We start from the raw sequence: 18,292 nt of genomic DNA, 5'->3' as shown, positions 1-18,292 counted from the left end.
GACAGGGCCGAAGGTGGATACGATCTCACCCACCTTCAGGAGTGCACTACATGCTTAATCGTCGCGAATTGATGACCCACAGCGCCACCGTGGCGGGCCTGCTGGCCGCTGGCGGCCTGCTGCCTTCCCAGGCCATGGCGGCCTGGAACCAGGCGGCGTTTTCCGCCAAGACCATGGGCGATCTGATGAAGGCCATGGGCGGCGCCACGCCGGTCGAGAGCAAGGACGTCACCATCACCGGTCCGGACATCGCCGAAAACGGCGCGGTGGTGCCGGTGGGCGCGTCGACGGCGCTGCCCGGCGTCAAGAAGATGCTGATCCTGATCGAGAAGAACCCGGCCATGCTGGCTGCGTCCTTCGACGTCACCGACGCCGTCGAGGCCAATTTCCTGACCCGCGTGAAGATGAACCAGTCGTCCAACGTCTACGCCGTGGCGATGATGGCCGACGGCAAGGTGCTGTTCGCCCAGAAGGAAGTCAAGGTCACGTTGGGCGGCTGCGGCGGCTGACGCCTCGCCGGTCCCTTCTTCGGGACGTCGGCGGCACGGATAGCGCCGGCAATTTCTGCCGAGCCTGTGCGCCGACTCCCATCCCCTCGTTCGAATTGAATTTTCAGGAGAATCAACATGGCAGATCCGATGCGCATTCGCGCTCAAGCCTCTGGCGACAAGGCCAATGTCCGGGTGCTGATGGCCCACGAAGAGGAAACCGGCCTGCGCAAGGACGCGTCCGGCAAGCTCGTGCCCGCCTGGTACATCCAGGAAGTCAGCGCGTCGCTGAACGGCAAGGTCGTGATGACCGCCGAATGGGGCCCGTCGATCTCGAAGAACCCGTTCCTGCAGTTCTTCATCAAGGGTGCCAAGGCCGGCGACAAGGTGTCGATCTCCTGGGTCGACATCAAGGGTGACAAGCGCACCGACGAAACGACCGTTTCCTGACCCCGTTGGCGGGCCTGCGGGCCCGCCCTGCATTCGGCGCCCTGCGCAGGCGCCCCTCTTTCCCCAAGGAGACTCCGTGCTCGCTCAACTTCGTATCCCTTTGCTCGTGGCGGCGGCTTCGCTGCTGTCCGCCCCTGTGTTCGCCCAGAAAAGCGCGTCGGACGGCATTGCCGAATACCGCGCCATGCTGGCTGACGGCAATCCGGCCGAACTGTTCGAGGCCAAGGGCGAAGATCTGTGGAAGCAAAAGCGCGGTCCGAAGGCGGCCTCGCTGGAGCGCTGCGACCTGGGCCAGGGCCCGGGCGTGGTCAAGGGCGCGTGGGTGCAGATGCCGCGCTATTTCGCCGACACCCACAAGGTGCAGGACCTGGAGTCCCGCCTGCTGACCTGCATGGAGACCTTGCAGGGCATCCCCGCGGCCGAGGTCATCAAGACCCCGTTCGGCAAGGGCGAGCAGGCGACGATCGAGTCCCTGGTGGCCTGGATCTCGTCCGAGTCGGACGGCATGAAGATCAACGTGCCGCAGTCGACGCCCGAAGAAAAGCGCATGTACGAGTTGGGCAAGAAGGCGTTCTACTACCGCAGCGGCCCGATGGATTTCGCCTGCTCGACCTGCCACGGCCAGGCCGACAAGCGCATCCGCCTGCAAGACCTGCCGGACCTGCGCGGCAATCCCGGCAAGGGCGTTGGCTTCGGCGCCTGGCCGGCCTACCGGGTGTCCAGCGGCGAACTGTGGAGCATGCAGCGACGCCTGAACGACTGCTTCCGCCAGCAGCGTTTCCCGTATCCGGGCTACACCTCGGAAGTGACGATTGCCTTGAGCGAGTTCATGGGCGTGAACGCCAAGGGCGCCGAGTCGGTCGCACCGGCCCTCAAGCGCTGAAGCCCGAGCAGAACCGGAGACCCCTATGAATCGCAACAAAACCCTGACCCTCGGCCTGGTGGCCGCTGCTGCAGCGCTGGCGGGCTGCGCCGCCGTGTCGTCGAGCGACGACTTCAACGCCCAGTTCCAGTCCATGCTCAAGAGTTCGTTCACGAGCAAGGGCATTGCCACGGTCGATCGCCTGAACCAGGAGCCTGATCAGGCGGCCTGCTCGACCGGCGAGCCGCTCGACCCGGCGGTCGCCAAGCGCATCCAGGATGCCGCGCTCGCCTCGGTCAAGCCGCCCACCGACGGCAAGTACCTGGGCGACTGGAAGGCCGGCGAAAAGCTGGCGCAGAGCGGCAAAGGCATGACCTGGTCGGACAAGAGCGCCGCGCCGAGCGACAACGGTGCCAATTGCTACAACTGCCACCAGCTCACCAAGGCCGAGATCTCGTTCGGCACGATCGGCCCCAGCCTGTACCACTACGGCAAGCTGCGCGGCGTGACCAACCCGAACGACCCGGCGTCGGCGGCGATGGTCCAGTACACCTGGGGCAAGATCTACAACGCCTGGGCCTACAACGCCTGCTCGAACATGCCTCGTTTCGGCCACAAGGGCTTGCTGGACCAGGCCCAGATGCAGGACGTGATGGCCTTGTTGCTCGACCCGAAATCGCCGGTCAACGCCGATTGACGGCCTGACCGGGGCGCCGCGCAGTGCGCGGCGCTTTTTCTTTTGTGCGAAGGTGGATGATGAATATAAGCAAACGCGAATTCATGCAGGTGCTGAGCGCCGCGTCAGTGGCTGGCATGGGGCTGGGCCGCTATGCCGACGCCGATGCGGCCACGGCCCAGCGCGGCCTGTACGACGTGCCGACCTTCGGCAACGTGTCGTTCCTGCACATGACGGACTGCCACGCGCAGTTGCGTCCGATCTATTTCCGCGAGCCCAGCGTCAACCTGGGCGTCGGGGCGATGAAGGGCAACCTGCCGCATCTGGTCGGTGAGAACCTGCTGAAGATCGCCGGCGCGCGGCCGGGGACCGATCTGGCCTACGCGTTCACCTGCCTGGACTTCGAGAAGGCGGCCCGCCGCTACGGCAAGGTCGGTGGCTTTTCGCACCTGACCACGCTGGTCAAGCAGCTCAAGGCCAGCCGGCCGGGTTCGTTGCTGCTGGATGGCGGCGACACCTGGCAAGGTTCCGCCACGTCGCTCTGGACCAGCGGCCAGGACATGGTCGATGCCTGCAAGCTGCTGGGCGTGGACGTGATGACCGGCCACTGGGAATTCACCTACGGCATGGAGCGGGTCAAGGAAATCGTCGACAAGGATTTCAAGGGCAAGATCGATTTCGTCGCGCAGAACGTCAAGACCAACGACTTCGGCGACCAGGTCTTCAAGCCCTATGTGATCCGCGAGATCAACGGCGTGCCGTGCGCGATCATCGGCCAGGCCTTTCCGTACACGCCCATCGCCAACCCGCGCTACATGGTCGCTGACTGGAGCTTCGGCATCCAGGACGAGAACATGCAGAAGATGGTCGACGAGGCCCGCGGCAAGGGCGCGCAGGTGGTGGTGGTGCTCAGCCACAACGGCATGGACGTGGACCTGAAGATGGCCAGCCGGGTGCGCGGCATCGATGCCATCTTCGGCGGCCATACCCACGACGGCGTGCCGGTCGCGGTGCCGGTGACCAACGCCGGCGGCAAGACGCTGGTGACCAACGCCGGCTCGAACAGCAAGTTCCTGGGCGTGATGGACTTCGACGTCAAGGGCGGCAAGGTGGTGGATTTCCGCTACCGCCTGTTGCCGGTGCTGTCCAACCAGCTGGTGGCCGACCCGGAGATGGAGGCGCTGATCGCCAAGATCCGCCAGCCCCACGAGGCCAAGCTGAGCGAGAAGCTCGGGGTCACCGACGGCCTGCTGTATCGCCGCGGCAATTTCAACGGCAGCTGGGACCAGCTGATCTGCGACGCCTTGATCGAGGTGCAGGGCGCCGATTTGTCGTTCTCACCGGGCTTCCGCTGGGGCACGTCGCTGCTGCCGGGCGACGTGATCACGCGCGAGCTGATGATGGACCAGCTCGCGATCACCTACCCGTATGCCACGCTCACCGACATGTCCGGCGAGATGATCAAGACCGTCCTCGAGGATGTCTGCGACAACCTGTTCAACCCGGATCCGTACTATCAGCAGGGCGGCGACATGGTGCGTGTCGGCGCGCTGCAATACACGTGCACGCCGGGCGAGACGATCGGCAAGCGCATCAGCGACATGCGACTGAACGGCAAGCCCATCGACGCCTCCAAGACCTACAAGGTGGCGGGCTGGGCGCCGGTGTCCGAAGCGGCGCGGACCGCGCCCGGCGTCAAGCCGGTCTGGGACGTGGTGGAGACCTGGCTCAAGTCCCAGGGCGGGCATGTCAAGGCGCGCCCGATCAACACCCCCAAGCTGATCGGCATGGCCGGCAATGCCGGCATGGTGGCCTGAGCCGCGCAGGGCCGTGGCCGGCGCCTGCGGGCGCGGCAACGGCCCTTGCCGGCGACGTCAGGGACGCGCGTAGCTCGCACCCGGATCGAACGCCGGATTCGCCACCCCCGCCGCGACGGCGACGTCTTCGTGGGGGCGGTCCAGCAGCCAGTCGGTCAGTGTGGCCGAGGCCCACATCGTGCACAAGGTCATCCACGAGGTCATCGTGAACACCGCGGCACCCGAGACGCCGGCACCGACGGCGCAACCGCCGGCCAGCATGCCGCCAAAGCCCATCAGCATCGCGCCCGCGATGTAGCGCCGCATCGACTGGCCGCCCTGGAAGCCCTCCAGCTTCAGCTCGCGCCACAGCAGCGCCGACAGAAAGGCGCCGGCGGCCACGCCGGGCACCAAGCCGATGTCGAATTTGAGGGCCTGGCCGGGCGGCGACAGGACCAGCATCAGGATGTCGGCCGCGGGACCGGTGAACGACAGGCTCTGGATCGGGATCACCAGGTCGAAGGCGGCCCGCGACACGGCATAGGTCGTCCACCAGGCGGTGGCGACCATCACGCCGACGCCGATCGCTCCGAACCAGTTCCAGAACTTGACCCGCTGGCGCCAGGCCCAGATCAACGCGGCCACCAGCCACATCGCGCCGAACAGCAGGCCTCCGATATGGCCCCAGCCGGTCAGCGCCAGCAGATCGCGGGCGGAGCCGCCTTCCACCGTCCACCAGCTGGACAAGGTCATGCGCAGGGGCGACAACAGGCCCGACAGCGCCGATTGCGCGGTGACGGCGAACACCAGGCCGGACAACAAGGCGCGCAGGTTGCCTTGAGCCGCCAGCACCAGCAGTCGGCTGGAGCAGCCGCGCGCCAGGATCATGCCGGTGCCGAACATCAGTCCGCCGATCGCTGCGCCGGACATGCTGCCGCGCATCGCCAGCTGACGCGCGTCGCGCACGTCCATCGCACCCGACATGATCAGGGCCTGGGTCAGCAGCACGGCCGTGGAAAAGGTGAACAGCCAGACCGTCAGCTTGCCCTCGCGGGTGCCGCGCGCGAACTCGATCACCGCCGAGCGCATGCAGAAACGCGAGCGATGGGCGAAAAAGCCGAAGAGCACGCCGATCGCGCTGCCCGCCAGCGTGATGGTCCACATCTCGCCGAGGTGGGCGATCAGGAAATCGATGAGCATGAAAGATTCCGGCGCTATATTCATCCGTACCGATACGGCGATGATGGTCATTGTGCCGCTGTCGAGACTTGACATTGGTCAGATGACGGCCGATTCGGGCCGCCACCGGGCGATGTCCTCCCGGGTGCGTCGTCGGCGCCCCTGAGGGCGCTTGCAAGCCATCGGGTCGAACCCGAATTCCGGGCGTCACTCGATTGGCAGGTGCCTGCCGCTGCGCGTATAGTGGCCGAATATCACTGATTGCTGATTCAATGCCTTTGTTGCCTTCTTTCCTGCGCCGCCGCTTGGTCTGGGGCCTGGCCGTCGCGGTTTGCCTGTGCGGCGCGGCCGGCGCGGCGCCCGCGGCGCCGGAGCCGGTGGTGAGCGTCCGGATGACCCCTCAGAAGGTCGCAGACGGGGTCTATTTCGTGCAGGGCGAGTCGGCCCTGGGGTCGCCGGAGAACCAGAACTTCATCTCCAATGCCGGCTTCGTGATCACCGATGACGGCGTGGTGGTGATCGACGCGCTCGGCTCCCCGCCGCTGGCGCGTCAGCTTGTGGCCGAGATCCGCAAGCTGACCTCGCAGCCGATCCGTTACGTGATCGCCACCCACTACCATGCCGACCACATCTATGGCCTGCAGGTGTTTCACGACCTGGGCGCGACCATCATCGCGCATGTGCTCGCCCGGGATTACCTGTCCTCGGACACCGCGCGGCTCCGCTTGGAGGCCAGCCGCAAGGACTTGGCGCCCTGGATCGACGAGAACACCCACCTCGTGCCGGCCGATCGCTGGGTCGGCGTGCCCGACATCCATGCCGACACGGTGCTCAAGGTCGGATCGACCGAATTCCTGATCCGGCCGGTCGGTCCGTCGCACACGCCCGAGGACTTGGTGATCTTCGTGCCGTCGCGTGGCGTGCTGTTTTCGGGCGACCTGCTGTTCCGCGGCCGGATTCCGTTCGTCGGCGAAGCCGACAGCGGCGGCTGGATCAAGGCGCTGGAGCGCATGCTGACGATGCACGCCAAGGTCGTCGTGCCGGGGCACGGCCCGGCCTCGACCGATCCTCAGGCGGATCTGGCGCTGACCCGCGATTACCTGACCTACCTGCGCCAGAGCATGGGCGAGGCGGCACGCAACATGGATCCGTTCGACGAGGTCTACGACCGAACCGACTGGAGCCGGTTCAGCGGCCTGCCGCTGTTCAAGGCGGCCAACCGGATGAACGCCTACAACACCTATCTGCTGATGCAGAACGAGGCCAAATGAGCGGCTCCGCTGTCGACCGGCGGGTGGGCCGGCGCCGCTGTCTGGTGAGCCTGCTCGCTGCCGGCGCCGGGTTGCATCTGGCCGGCGCTCGCGCCGACGAGGGCGAGCCTGCGAAGAAGGGTGATCTCGTCCACCTGCCGGCTGTCACGGCGTTGGACGGTACCCGCCTGCCGCTCGACACGCTGCGGGGCACCGCCCTGATTCTGGTGTTCTTCTCCACCACCTGCCCCTACTGCCATCGCCACAACGAGCGCATCCAGTCGCTGGTGGATGCGGTCCGCGGCAAGCCGCTGCGCGTGATCGGGGTGGCCGAAGACCGACAGGCCGAGCCGGTGCGAGCGTATCTCCAGGCGCACGGTTACACCTTCGACGTGACCTTGGATGCCGAACGGCTCCGCGCCCCGCTGACCCGCCGACACGTGATGCCGCTGACCTGCGTGATCGATCGCCAGGGCCGCTTGCGCGAGGTCATTCCCGGCGAGATGAGCGCGGACGACGTGCAGGAACTGGCCCATTGGGCCGATGCAGCGTAGCGTAGCGGTCGCGACGATGGAAAATAGGCCGTCCCACCCTCACCCCTCGACCCCGCGGCCTGCGTTGGGGTCGCCACCGTAGCCACATCAGAACTCCACCATGAGCGCACTGACCGACCCAGGGTCCGATTCCGCGACGACGCAGACCCGCGAAGAGGACGCCGTGTTCGATTCCGTCGCGGAGTTGTTCTCGCTGCTGTCGACGCCGGTGCGCCTGAAGATCATCAGCGCGCTGTGCAACGGCGAAAAGAACGTGACGCAGTTGCTCGAAGAGATCGAAACGACCCAGCCGAACATGTCCCAGCACCTGTCGACGCTGTACCGCGCCGGCGTGCTGGGCAAGCGCCGGGACAGCACCCAGATCTACTATCGCCTGCAGAGCGAGCGTGTGGCCACGCTGTGCCGCGCGGTCTGCACCCAGGTGGCGATCGAACTGGATCCGGACACCGACATCGACTCCACCGACCGGCTGCTGCCGGCCAACGCGCGCTGATCGCCGCGGGGGCGGCGTCGGCGCCTGCGGCTCACTTGAGACGTGCGCCCAGGCTGTCGAACACCCGGACCTCGACCGGGATCGCCGACGCGACGCTCTGCGTGACCGTGCAGTAGGCCTCGAAGCCGGAAAGCACCCGGTCCAGGTGCTCCAGCGCGGCGGCCGGCACGCCCAGGTGGAGGGCCGCCGTCATCTGCAGCACGCGCAGGCGATTGTCGGCATTGCGGCCGACGTTGGCCGTCACCTCGCAGCGCAGCGGCTCGGGTTGCTGCTTGAACTTGCGCAGCGCGAACAGCAAAGAATCGCTCAGGCAGTTGCCCACCGCCGCGCACAGCAGTTGCACGGGCGAGGGCCCCTGCGCCTGACCCAGCGGGGGCGGCTCGTCGGCCAGCAGGGTCGGCATGTCGGCACCGAAGCGGACCTCGAACCGGTAATCGTGCTGCTGTTGCAGCTGGACAGTGACGACGGCGTCGCTCATCGGGGCTCCAGGGATACGGCTGGCGGTGCGGTGTGCGCGGCGGCGCTCAGCGCACCTTGCCCAGCATGGTCTGCACTTCGTCCAGCACGTCGGTCAGCTGTTTGCGGCCCTTGGGGTTGTCGCCCAGGCGCGACCCCAGCTCCTGCTCCATGAAGCACACCGTCATGCGCACATAGGTGCTGTCCAGCGCCTTGCGGACGGCCGCCATCTGGCCGGCGACGTCCAGACAGGTTTGGCCTTCCTCGATCATGCGTTGAATGCCCCTCAGCTGGCCTTCGGCCCGCTTGAGGCGGTTCATGATGTCGGAACGGTTCTTTTCGTCGGTCAGCATGGCCATGGCGCATAACTCCGTGCGGGGAGCTTTGGGGTGAGGGTCAGCGGCCATTGTCGTTGCTTCCGAAAGGCAGGCGGGATCCGCGGGCATCGTGCCTCGCACGGTGTCAGCGGCTGGCGCAGCTGCCGGATTCGTCAGGCACGCCGAGGCGGCGCAGGATCCAGCCCATCGGGCACATGTTGGTGAAACCGAACTGCAGCAGGTTCGCCCCGACGAAGGCGGTGAAGGCCAGCCACCACTTGCTCATGAACAGCGGGCTGCCTTCGACGCCCAGCAGCAGCGACAAGAGAATGAAGCTGCCGGCAAAAATGCGGATCAACCGGTCGACGGTCATGGTGTAGGCCTTTCAGGTGGGTTGGTTTGGCGGTGCGGGGTGCCTCGGGCGGGCACCCCGGCACGCGGAGTCAGCGGTCGGTCAGGCGCACGATGCCCATGGCCTTGAGCACGTATTTCTCGTAGACCGGCTCGGAGTTGCCGGTCTTCATCTTGCGCATGAAGTACTTCTCGAAGGCGATCTTGGCCAGGTGGACCCATTTGCCCTTCTTGAACCAGTTCACGTTGCGCGGCGGGATCTGCGGCAGCGCCACGAAGGCCGCGCCGGTGTCGCCCATGTCGGCCAGGCAGATCGCGTTCCAGGTGCCTTTGGCGGTGACCGGCTTGCCGGCCAGCTCATCGGCGATGTTGTGCGCGATGGCCGTGGTCATGGTCTCGATCATGTAGCCGGTCTTGGGCGCGCCGGTGGCGACCGGGGTCGCCTCGACGGGCGGGATCGCCACGCAGACGCCGGCCGAGAAGATGTTGCGGTACTTCTTGCTGCGCTGGAACTCGTCGATCAGCACGAAGCCGCGCGGATTGCACAGCTCGGGCACGGCCGCCACCGCGTCGACGCCCTTGAAGGCCGGCAGCATCATCGACAGCTTGAACGGAACCTCGTGTTCCTTGTAGACCGCACCGTGATCGTCGACCTGTGTGACGAACAGCTTGCCGGCCTCGACCTTGGTGGTCTTGGCATTGGTGATCCACTTCATGTCGTGGCCGCGCATCTCGGATTCCATCATCGACTTCGAGTCGCCGACGCCGCCCAGGCCGAGGTGGCCGATGTAGGGCTCGCTGGTGACGAAGGTGATGGGCACCTTGTTGCGGATCTTGCGCTTGCGCAAGTCGGCGTCGACGATGAAGGCGAATTCGTAGGCCGGCCCGAAGCAACTGGCGCCCGGCATCGCACCGATGACGATCGGGCCCGGGTTCTTCAGGAATTCCTGGTAGTCCTTCCAGAACGCCTCCGCGTGGTCCACCGAGCACACCGAATGGGTGTGGCCGCCGTGCGGGCCGGCGCCGGGCACTTCCTCGAAGCTCAGCTTGGGGCCGGTGGTGATCACCAGGTAGTCGTAATCCAGCACCTGGCCATCGGCCAGGGTCAGCTTGTTGCCGGGAGCGTCGATGGCCGTGACCGCCTGGCCGACGAAGCCGATGCCCTTGCGTTCCAGCAGCGGGGCGACCTTCAGCACGACCTCGTCGCGCTGGCGCCAGCCCACGCCGATCCAGGGGTTGGACGGCGTGAACTGGAAGTAGTCCACCGCGCTCACCACGGTGATCTTGTGTTCCTTGGGCAGCAATTCGCGCATCTCGTACGCGCAGGGCATGCCGCCGATGCCAGCTCCCATGATGACGATGTGGGCCATGACTGTCTCCTTTTCCCGCTCGATCGGCGGTGGTTTATGAACCGTAGCGACGGTGGTACATCGCGTAATACAGCACCGGGATGACGACCAGCGTCAGCAAGGTCGACACCAGGATCCCGAAGATCAGCGCGATCGCCAGGCCGTTGAAGATCGGGTCGTCCAGGATGAAGAACGCACCCACCATGGCGGCCAGACCGGTCAGCACGATGGGCTGCGCGCGCACTCGGGCCGAGTTGACGACCGCATCGCGCAGCGCCATGCCCTGCGCCACCTGCAGTTCGATGAAGTCGACCAGCAGGATCGAATTGCGCACGATGATGCCCGCCAGCGCGATCATGCCGATCATGCTGGTGGCGGTGAACTGGGCGCCCAGCAAGGCATGGCCCGGCATCACGCCGATCAGCGTCAGCGGGATCGGCGCCATGATGACCAGCGGCGTCAGGTAGCTGCGGAACTGCGCGACCACCAGCAGGTAGATCAGCACCAGCCCGACCGCGTAGGCCGCCCCCATGTCGCGGAAGGTCTCGTAGGTCACCTGCCACTCGCCGTCCCACTTGATCGCGTACTGCCGGTACGGGTCGGACGGCTGGTGGATCCAGTACTCCCCCAACGCCCCGGTGCCGGGCAGGGCCGCGGCGGTCAGGCGCGGACGGATGTCGAACAGGCCGTACAGCGGCGAATCGAGCTTGCCGGCCATGTCGCCGAAGACGTAGGACACGCCCTGCAGATCCTTGGTGTAGAGCGGCTTGTCGATCACGCCGCGCTCCACGTGCACCAGCTCCGACAGCGGCACCAGCTGGCCGTTGGCGGCCTGCACCGGCAAGGCCAGCACGGCGTCGAGGCCGACCTGCGAATCGCGCGGCAGTTGCAGCCGCACCGGCACCGGGTACTTGCTGTGCCCATCGTGCAGCCAGGCCGCATCGGCGCCGGACAGCGCTCCCTGGACGGTCTGGGCGATCGTGGCCACCGCGATGCCCAGCGATTCGGCACGCTGCCGATTGACCCGCAGAAACACCCGCGGCGCATTCTCTTTCAGCGTGGTGTCGATCGAGACGATGTCCGGCGTGTCGCGGAAGGCCTTTTCGATGCGCGCCGCCAAGGCCTGGCGGCCGGCCTCGTCGGGTCCGTAGACCTCGGCCATCAGCGGGCTCATCACCGGCGGGCCGGGCGGCACTTCGACGACCTTGATCTTGGCGCCGTAGTTTGCGGCGATCTTCTCCAGACCCGGACGCAAGCGCTGGGCGATGGCGTGGCTCTGGTCCGAGCGATGGTGCTTGTCGACCAGGTTGACCTGCAGATCGCCTTGTTCCGGGTCGGCGCGCAGGTAGTACTGGCGCACCAGGCCGTTGAAGGTGATCGGGCTGGCCGTGCCGGCGTAGCCCTGGAGATGGGTCACCTCGGGTTGCTTGGCCAGGTAGGCGCTCATGTCGTGCAGCGCCGCCGCCGTGTTCTCGAGGGCCGTGCCCGCCGGCATGTCGACCACCACCTGGAACTCCGACTTGTTGTCGAAGGGCAGCATCTTCAGCACCACCCACTGCACCAGCGTCAGTCCGATCGACAGCAGCAGTGCCGCCACGATGCCGGCCAGCAGCAGCCAGCGCTTGCGCGAGCTCTCCAGCAGCGGACGCAGCAAGCCGGCGAAGACGCCGCCCAGGCGGGCGCCGATCTTGCCGGCGGCCGCCGCCGCATGGGCTTCGGCATCGAGGCCGTGGCCGGCGTGCGGCTTCATCAGCTTCAGCGCCAGCCACGGCGTGACCGTGAAGGCGATGGCCAGCGACAGCGCCATGCCCAGACTGGCGTTGATCGGGATCGGGCTCATGTACGGGCCCATCAGGCCGGTGACGAAGGCCATCGGCAGCAGGGCCGCGATCACCGTCATCGTCGCCAGGATGGTCGGACCACCGACCTCGTTGACGGCGGCCGGAATGATCTCGCGCAGGCTCTTGTGCGGATCGAGCTGCTGGTGGCGGTGGATGTTCTCGACCACCACGATCGCGTCGTCGACCAGGATGCCGATCGAGAAGATCAACGCGAACAGCGAGACCCGGTTGAGGGTGAACCCCCAGGCCCAGGAGGCGAACAGCGTCGCGGTGAGGGTGAGGATCACCGCGGCGCCGACGATGACCGCCTCGCGGCGACCCAGCGCGATGCCCACCAGCAAGATGACCGAGCTGGTGGCGAAGATCAGCTTCTCGATCAGCTTGTTGGCCTTGTCCGATGCGGTCTGGCCGTAATCCCGGGTGATCGTGGCCTCGATCCCAGGCGGTATGACGGTGCCGCGAAGTTCGGCCAGGCGCGCGCGGGCTTGCGCCGCCACGTCGACGGCGTTCTGGCCGGGCTTCTTGGTGATGGTCAGCGTGACCGCCGGGTACACCTTGCCGGGAGGCGCCGAGGCCTTGCTCGCGCCGCCCTGGTCGGCCGGCGCCGCGCCCGGGGTGAACCAGACGTAGTGCTGCGGCTGTGCGGCTCCGGCGACGATGGTGGCCACCTCGCGCAGGTAGACCGGCTTGCCGTTGTTGACACCGACCACCACGTCGCCGACGTCCTCGGCAGAACGCAGGAATTCGCCCGTGTCGACGGTCAGCATCTGGCCGGTGTCGGACTGCACCACGCTGCCCGACGGCATGCTCAGATTGGCCGCGCCCAGCGTGGCCTTGAGGCGCATCAGGTCGATACCGCGCTCGCGCAGGCGCGACGGATCGAGCTGCACGTTGACGGCGCGGCCGGGGCCGCCGATGGTCTGGACGGCGCGGCTGCCGGGAATCCGCTTGAGGTCGGCCTCGACGGTGTGCGCCACGCGCTCCAGGTCGACCGCTGCGCGGCCGTCGTCGGCCCACAGGGTGATGCCCAGCACCGGCACGTCGTCGATGCCCATCGGACGCACGATCGGGCTCAAGGTGCCCAGGCCGGCGGGCAGCCAGTCCTGGTTGGCGTTGAGCACGTCGTACAGGCGCACCAGCGCATCGGTGCGGGGCACCCCGACCTTGAACTGGACGGTCAGCAAGGCCAGACCGGGGCGGGCGACGGAGTAGGTGTGCTCGATACCGGCGATCTGCGCCAGGGCCTGCTCCGCCGGCCGGGCCACCATGTTTTGCACGTCGGCGCTGCTGGCCCCCGGGAAGGGGATCAGCACATTGGCCATCGTGACGTTGATCTGAGGCTCTTCTTCGCGCGGCGTCACCATCACCGCGAACAAGCCCAGCAGCAAGGCCACCAGGGCCAGCAGCGGCGTGATCGCATTGCCCTGGAAGGCGCGCGCCAGCCGGCCGGAGACGCCCAGCTCGGTGGATTCGGCGGCGGTGGTCTGGGTTTCGGGGGCGGACATCGCGGCCGGCCCTTCAGCGCGCCGGGGTGGCGTCGAGCAAGCCGGCGCGCACGGCGTCGACGGCCACCACGTCACCGGGACGCAGCCCGGCCAGCACGGCCACGCTGTCGCCGCCTTGGCTGTCGCCCAGGCGGACTGCCCGCAGCACGAACTGCGAGCCCTGAACCAGATAGACCGCCTCCAGTTCGCCGCGCCGCAGCACGGCCGACGCCGGCACGGTCAGGGCGGCCGGCGCGGCGGCAGCGGCGGGCGCACCCGCAAATCGCGCCGTCAGGCTCTGACCCGGCGTGACGCCGGCGTTGCCAGGCAGGTCCAGCCGCCATTCGACGGTCTGGGCGACCGGATCGGTCACGGGCAACTCGGTGCTGTGCACCGGAGCGACCCAGGTGCTGCTCGCCGGCAGTTGCACCAGGCGCTGGGTGGCCTGGCGGGCCGCGGCGGCCCGCGACGAGGGAATCTGCACCACGGCGCGCATCGCGCCCGGGGCGTACAGCGTGGCGATCGGGCGGCCCGGCGCGGCGAGATCGCCGACGTTCACCAGTGTCGCGAGCACCACGCCATCGAACGGCGCCGAGACGGCAGAGAACCCGTGCCCCAGTGCCGCCTGACTGCGTGCGGCCTGGGCCTGCTGCAGACCGGCCTGGGCCGCACGCAGCTGGGTGTCGGAGCTGTCCACGGCGGCCTGGCTCACAAAGCCCTTGGCGCGCAGGTCGCGGTTGCGCTCGGCGGCGATGCGGGCGTTCCGGAACTCGGCGTCGGCCTGGGCAACGCCCGCCTCGGCGCGCGCCAGGCCGGCGCTGGCGTCGCGATCGTCCAGACGGGCCAGGATCTGACCCGCCTTGACCCGGTCACCGGCCTTGACGTCCAGCGACAGGACGTTGCCGCTGATCTGAGCCGCCACCGTGGCCTGCTTGAGCGCCTCGGCCGTGCCGTCGATCTCGAAGCCCGACGTGGTCGCGCCGACGCCGACCTTGATCGTGGCGACGGGCGCCGCCATCACGGCGAGCGGCATGGCGACCAAGACGCCCAGCGCCGCCCGGCGATACGCGGCGGAAAAGGAGTGCGATGAGAGCATAGTGGAGATCATACAGAATACCCCAATGGGTATCAAGCGACACCCCCTCATGAACCCGGAAAGCCCGGGATGTGACCCAGGGACGATGCCCGGCTCTTGTTGGAGATCAAGGCGTCGGCCATCCCTCGCGCACCCTCTCCCGCATGGTACGTTGGTCGAGGCTCTGTGTCATGGTTCGGACCCGCGACCGCGGCCTGCAAACTGGGGTGGGCGGCGCAGGGCGCCCTGCGGCTCAGGCCCATGCCGGCGCCAGACAGATGCGTGGGCGCCCGGAACGGGCCGCTGATCCTCAAAGTTGGAAGTCGTAGTCGATCGTCAGCGGCGCGTGGTCGGAAAAGCGCGACTCCAGATGGATGTGCTCGGCCTTGGCGTGCCTGGCGAGGCCTGGCGTCGCCAGGTGGTAGTCCAGCCGCCAGCCCACGTTCTTGGCCCAGGCCTGACCGCGGTTGCTCCACCAGGTGTATTGCTCGGGGCGGTCGTTCAGGGTGCGGAACACGTCGACCAGGCCGCCTTCGTCGAGCAGCCGGGTCATCCAGGCGCGCTCCTCGGGCAGGAAGCCGCTGTTCTTCTGGTTGCTCTTCCAGTTCTTCAGGTCGATTTCCTTGTGCGCGATGTTCACGTCGCCGACCAGGATGAACTCGCGCCCGTCCGCCTTCAGCGCCATCAGGTGCGGCCAGATCGCGTCGAGGAAGCGGAACTTGGCCTGCTGGCGCTCTTCGCCCGACGAGCCGCTGGGGAAGTAGCAGCTGATGAGGCTGAGCTTGCGCCCGGGCTTGTCGTAGCGGACCTCGACGTAGCGGCCCTCGGCGTCGAACTCCTCGACGCCGAAGCCGGTGATCACGTCGCTGGGCTGCTGCCGGGCGTACAGGCCCACGCCGGAGTAGCCCTTCTTCTGCGCGTAGTGGAAATGGCCGGCCATGTCGGCGACCTGGTCGAACTGGCCCTGCACCGTGTCGGCCTGGGCCTTGACTTCCTGCACCCCCATACAATCCGGCCGCACGCTCTCGGTCCAGGCCTGGAAGCCCTTGGTGGCGGCCGAACGGATGCCGTTCAGGTTGAGCGTGACGAGTCTGAAACCCATGGGGAACCCTTCCATGTCCAACACAAGCAACACCGATCCGCTGGCGCAGGACTTCGTGAAGTTCTCGGTCGAGGCGGGGGTGCTGCGCTTCGGCGACTTCACCACCAAGGCCGGCCGCCAGTCGCCGTATTTCTTCAACACCGGCCTGTTCGACGACGGCGCCAAGCTGATGCGGCTGGGCGAATTCTATGCACGCCGACTGCTGGCGTCGGGCCTCGAGTTCGACATGCTGTTCGGTCCGGCCTACAAGGGCATCACGCTGGCCGCGGCGGTGGCCATCGGCCTGGCGCGCGAGGGCCGCAGCGTGCCCTACGCCTACAACCGCAAGGAAGCCAAGGACCACGGCGAGGGCGGCACGCTGGTGGGTGCGCCGGTGAAGGGCCGGGTTCTGATCATCGACGACGTGATCACCGACGGTGCCTCCAAACGCGAGGCCGCCGACATGATCCGCGCCGCCGGCGCCACGCCGGTGGGCGTGGCGATCACGATGGACCGGCAGGAGCGCGCCAGCGACGCGCCGGGGCAGACCCGCTCGGGCGTGCAATACGTCGAGCAGGAACTCGGCCTGACGGTGCTGGCCATCGCCACGCTGGCCGACCTGATGCAGTTCCTGCAGACCACCGGCGATGCGGCACTGGCCGCCAATCTCGACCGCGTGGCGGCCTACCGCGCGCGTTACGGGGTGGGGGTGGCGGCGTGAGGCGCGCCGGCCCTCTGGTGGCGGCCCTGCTGGCGGTCGCCGCGTCGGCGCAGGCGGCACCGGCCACCTACGTCTGCGAGGACCGGCAGGTGCTCAAGGCCACGACCACGCCGTTGACGGTGCAGGTCGATGTGGGCGCCGAACACTGGGTCGCCCGGCGGGTGCGCGACGCTCGGGAGGCCTATTTCGTGAACAAGGCCAAGGGCGTCAAGCTGTTCATCAAGCACAGCGACCTGGAATTGCAGCGCCCGGGCGGCACGCTGCGCTGCAAGCTGCTGCCGCAGGGCATGGCGCCGGAAAACATGTACGTGGCGCCAGGAGCCTCCGCGCCAGGGTGAAGCCGCTGCCGCGCCGGCGGGCGCGGGCGGGCGGCGTCACCGGGTTGCCCTCCGCAGGCCTCAGCTGCCGAGGCGGGCCTTCAGCAGCGCACTGGCTTGCGCGGGATTGGCCTTGCCCTGGCTGGCCTTCATGACCTGGCCGACCAGTGCGTTGAAGGCACGGTCCTTGCCGGCGCGGAATTCCTCGACCGACTTCGGATTCGCGGCGATCACCGCATCGACGATGGCCTCCAGCGCGCCGGTGTCGTTCATCTGCTTCAGGCCCTTGGCCTCGATCAGCGCATCGACGTCCGGCGTGGCGCCGCCCCATAGCGCGTCGAACACCTGCCGGGCGGCGCTGTTCGAGATCGTTCCGTCCTGGATGCGGCCGATCAACGCCCCCAGCGTGGCGGGCGCCACCGGCGCGTCGCCGATGTCCAGGTCGTCGGCGTTCAGTCGTTTGCTGAACTCGCCCATCAACCAGTTGGCGACCAGTTTGGGCGCCTTCGACGCATCGCGCGCGGCCTCGTAGTAGCCCGCGAAGGCGCGGCTCTGGGTCATCATCGCGGCGTCGTGGGGGGGCAGACCGTCCTGGGCCGCGAAACGCTCGGCCATCGCTCGCGGCAACTCGGGCATGCCGGCGCGGACTTGCGCGATCCAGTCGGGTGCGATCACCAGCGGCGGCAGATCCGGGTCGGGGAAATAGCGGTAGTCGTGCGCATCTTCCTTGGTGCGCATCGAGCGGGTCTCGCCGCGGCCGCCATTGGCGTCGGGATTGAACAGCACGGTGGCCTGCTGGATCGCCAGGCCGTCTTCGAGCTGGTCGATCTGCCAGTGCGTCTCGGCCTCGATCGCGGCCTGCAGAAAGCGGAAGCTGTTGAGGTTCTTGATCTCGCGCCGCGTGCCATAGGGCGCGCCGGGCCGGCGCACCGACACGTTGGCATCGCAGCGGAACGAGCCTTCCTGCATGTTGCCGTCGCAGATGCCCAGCCACACCACCAGCGCGTGCAGCGCCTTGGCGTACTCCACCGCTTCGGCGGCCGAGCGCATGTCGGGCTCGGTGACGATCTCCAGCAGCGGCGTGCCGGCCCGGTTCAGGTCGATGCCCGAGCAGCCCGGCGTCTCCAGGCCCTCATGCAGCGACTTGCCGGCGTCCTCTTCCAGGTGGGCGCGGGTCAGCTGCACCGTCATCGGCCGGTCGCCGACGAAAAAGGCGACTCGGCCACCCTGGACCACCGGGATCTCGTACTGGCTGATCTGGTAGCCCTTGGGCAGGTCAGGGTAGAAGTAGTTCTTGCGCGCGAAGATCGACAGCGGCGCCACCTTGGCGTCGACGGCCAGGCCGAAGCGGATCGCCCGTTCGACCGCACCGCGGTTGATCACCGGCAAGGTGCCGGGCAAGGCCAGGTCGACCGGGCAGGCCTGGGTGTTGGGATCGGCGCCGAAGCGGGTCGACGCGCCCGAGAAGATCTTCGACGCGGTCGACAGCTGGGCATGGGTTTCCAGGCCGATCACGACCTCGTAGCCGCGGATGAGTTGGGGGGGCGTCATG

At 67.6% G+C, this 18,292-nt stretch carries 20 protein-coding genes; 11 read left to right on the top strand and 9 right to left on the bottom strand.

The features are described from left to right. Positions 1 to 50: 50 nt before the first annotated feature. The 5 genes from soxY to soxB all read left to right on the top strand — a co-directional run bounded on the left by soxY (position 51) and on the right by soxB (position 4,293). Positions 51 to 509, top strand: a complete 459-nt coding sequence (soxY, locus tag AC0N04_RS05505; RefSeq protein WP_474279492.1) for a thiosulfate oxidation carrier protein SoxY — start codon at positions 51 to 53, stop codon at positions 507 to 509. A gap of 117 nt (positions 510 to 626) precedes the next feature. Further along, positions 627 to 938, top strand: coding sequence for a thiosulfate oxidation carrier complex protein SoxZ (gene soxZ, locus AC0N04_RS05500; RefSeq protein WP_474279490.1), 312 nt, complete (start codon positions 627 to 629; stop codon positions 936 to 938). Between the two features lie 76 nt (positions 939 to 1,014). Continuing rightward, a complete protein-coding gene (soxA, locus tag AC0N04_RS05495) occupies positions 1,015 to 1,821 on the top strand; it encodes a sulfur oxidation c-type cytochrome SoxA (RefSeq protein WP_474279488.1) in 807 nt (268 codons plus the stop codon). Positions 1,822 to 1,846: 25 nt separating this feature from the next. Then, positions 1,847 to 2,497: a sulfur oxidation c-type cytochrome SoxX gene (gene soxX / locus AC0N04_RS05490; RefSeq protein WP_474279486.1), complete on the top strand. Its 651-nt coding sequence runs from the start codon at positions 1,847 to 1,849 to the stop codon at positions 2,495 to 2,497. Between the two features lie 59 nt (positions 2,498 to 2,556). Further along, a complete protein-coding gene (gene soxB, locus AC0N04_RS05485; protein ID WP_474279484.1) occupies positions 2,557 to 4,293 on the top strand; it encodes a thiosulfohydrolase SoxB in 1,737 nt (578 codons plus the stop codon). Positions 4,294 to 4,350: 57 nt separating this feature from the next. On the opposite strand, the gene AC0N04_RS05480 is transcribed toward soxB, so the two are convergent. Continuing rightward, positions 4,351 to 5,472 carry a YeeE/YedE family protein gene (locus AC0N04_RS05480; RefSeq protein ID WP_474279482.1) on the bottom strand — a complete coding sequence of 374 codons (1,122 nt, stop codon included), beginning with the start codon at positions 5,470 to 5,472 and terminating at the stop codon, positions 4,351 to 4,353. On the opposite strand from AC0N04_RS05480, the gene AC0N04_RS05475 reads away from it, so the two are divergent. The 4 genes from AC0N04_RS05475 (at position 5,465) to AC0N04_RS05460 (ending at position 7,748) form a co-directional block, all read left to right on the top strand. Beyond that, complete coding sequence (locus AC0N04_RS05475; protein WP_474279479.1) at positions 5,465 to 5,617, top strand: hypothetical protein; 153 nt, start codon at positions 5,465 to 5,467, stop codon at positions 5,615 to 5,617. The genes AC0N04_RS05480 and AC0N04_RS05475 overlap by 8 nt on opposite strands. 106 nt (positions 5,618 to 5,723) lie before the next feature. Then, positions 5,724 to 6,722: an MBL fold metallo-hydrolase gene (locus AC0N04_RS05470; RefSeq protein WP_474279477.1), complete on the top strand. Its 999-nt coding sequence runs from the start codon at positions 5,724 to 5,726 to the stop codon at positions 6,720 to 6,722. Then, the gene (locus tag AC0N04_RS05465; RefSeq protein WP_474279475.1) at positions 6,719 to 7,255 is read left to right on the top strand and encodes a TlpA disulfide reductase family protein; all 537 of its coding nucleotides are present in this window, start codon (positions 6,719 to 6,721) and stop codon (positions 7,253 to 7,255) included. Before AC0N04_RS05470 ends, AC0N04_RS05465 begins: the two co-directional genes overlap by 4 nt. A 100-nt stretch (positions 7,256 to 7,355) precedes the next feature. Next, positions 7,356 to 7,748 carry an ArsR/SmtB family transcription factor gene (locus AC0N04_RS05460; protein ID WP_474279473.1) on the top strand — a complete coding sequence of 131 codons (393 nt, stop codon included), beginning with the start codon at positions 7,356 to 7,358 and terminating at the stop codon, positions 7,746 to 7,748. A gap of 31 nt (positions 7,749 to 7,779) precedes the next feature. Here the strand turns inward: AC0N04_RS05460 and AC0N04_RS05455 are convergent, their stop codons facing one another. The 7 genes from AC0N04_RS05455 to AC0N04_RS05425 all read right to left on the bottom strand — a co-directional run bounded on the left by AC0N04_RS05455 (position 7,780) and on the right by AC0N04_RS05425 (position 15,723). Continuing rightward, the gene (locus AC0N04_RS05455) at positions 7,780 to 8,226 is read right to left on the bottom strand and encodes an OsmC family protein (protein WP_474279471.1); all 447 of its coding nucleotides are present in this window, start codon (positions 8,224 to 8,226) and stop codon (positions 7,780 to 7,782) included. Positions 8,227 to 8,272: 46 nt separating this feature from the next. Next, a complete protein-coding gene (locus AC0N04_RS05450) occupies positions 8,273 to 8,563 on the bottom strand; it encodes a metal-sensing transcriptional repressor (RefSeq protein ID WP_474279469.1) in 291 nt (96 codons plus the stop codon). A gap of 103 nt (positions 8,564 to 8,666) precedes the next feature. Further along, positions 8,667 to 8,894, bottom strand: a complete 228-nt coding sequence (locus tag AC0N04_RS05445; protein ID WP_474279467.1) for a YgaP family membrane protein — start codon at positions 8,892 to 8,894, stop codon at positions 8,667 to 8,669. A 70-nt stretch (positions 8,895 to 8,964) separates the two neighbouring features. Further along, positions 8,965 to 10,242 carry an NAD(P)/FAD-dependent oxidoreductase gene (locus AC0N04_RS05440; RefSeq protein ID WP_474279465.1) on the bottom strand — a complete coding sequence of 426 codons (1,278 nt, stop codon included), beginning with the start codon at positions 10,240 to 10,242 and terminating at the stop codon, positions 8,965 to 8,967. Positions 10,243 to 10,276: 34 nt separating this feature from the next. After that, a complete protein-coding gene (locus tag AC0N04_RS05435) occupies positions 10,277 to 13,567 on the bottom strand; it encodes an efflux RND transporter permease subunit (RefSeq protein WP_474279463.1) in 3,291 nt (1,096 codons plus the stop codon). Between the two features lie 13 nt (positions 13,568 to 13,580). Continuing rightward, positions 13,581 to 14,579, bottom strand: a complete 999-nt coding sequence (locus AC0N04_RS05430; protein ID WP_474279461.1) for an efflux RND transporter periplasmic adaptor subunit — start codon at positions 14,577 to 14,579, stop codon at positions 13,581 to 13,583. A gap of 352 nt (positions 14,580 to 14,931) precedes the next feature. After that, positions 14,932 to 15,723, bottom strand: coding sequence for an exodeoxyribonuclease III (locus tag AC0N04_RS05425; protein WP_474279459.1), 792 nt, complete (start codon positions 15,721 to 15,723; stop codon positions 14,932 to 14,934). A 13-nt stretch (positions 15,724 to 15,736) separates the two neighbouring features. On the opposite strand from AC0N04_RS05425, the gene pyrE reads away from it, so the two are divergent. Continuing rightward, positions 15,737 to 16,423 carry an orotate phosphoribosyltransferase gene (pyrE, locus tag AC0N04_RS05420; protein ID WP_474279457.1) on the top strand — a complete coding sequence of 229 codons (687 nt, stop codon included), beginning with the start codon at positions 15,737 to 15,739 and terminating at the stop codon, positions 16,421 to 16,423. After that, the gene (locus tag AC0N04_RS05415; RefSeq protein WP_474279455.1) at positions 16,420 to 16,761 is read left to right on the top strand and encodes a hypothetical protein; all 342 of its coding nucleotides are present in this window, start codon (positions 16,420 to 16,422) and stop codon (positions 16,759 to 16,761) included. The genes pyrE and AC0N04_RS05415 overlap by 4 nt, the downstream gene beginning before the upstream one ends. A 60-nt stretch (positions 16,762 to 16,821) precedes the next feature. On the opposite strand, the gene gatB is transcribed toward AC0N04_RS05415, so the two are convergent. Then, entirely contained in the window at positions 16,822 to 18,291 is a 1,470-nt protein-coding gene (gatB, locus tag AC0N04_RS05410) for an Asp-tRNA(Asn)/Glu-tRNA(Gln) amidotransferase subunit GatB (protein ID WP_474279452.1), read from the bottom strand. Position 18,292: the final 1 nt, after the last annotated feature.

The sequence above is a fragment of the Ideonella sp. sgz306126 genome (assembly GCF_056032705.1).
The sequence above is the reverse complement of the archived record's forward strand: the minus strand, read 5'-3'. Positions and strand labels throughout refer to the sequence as shown.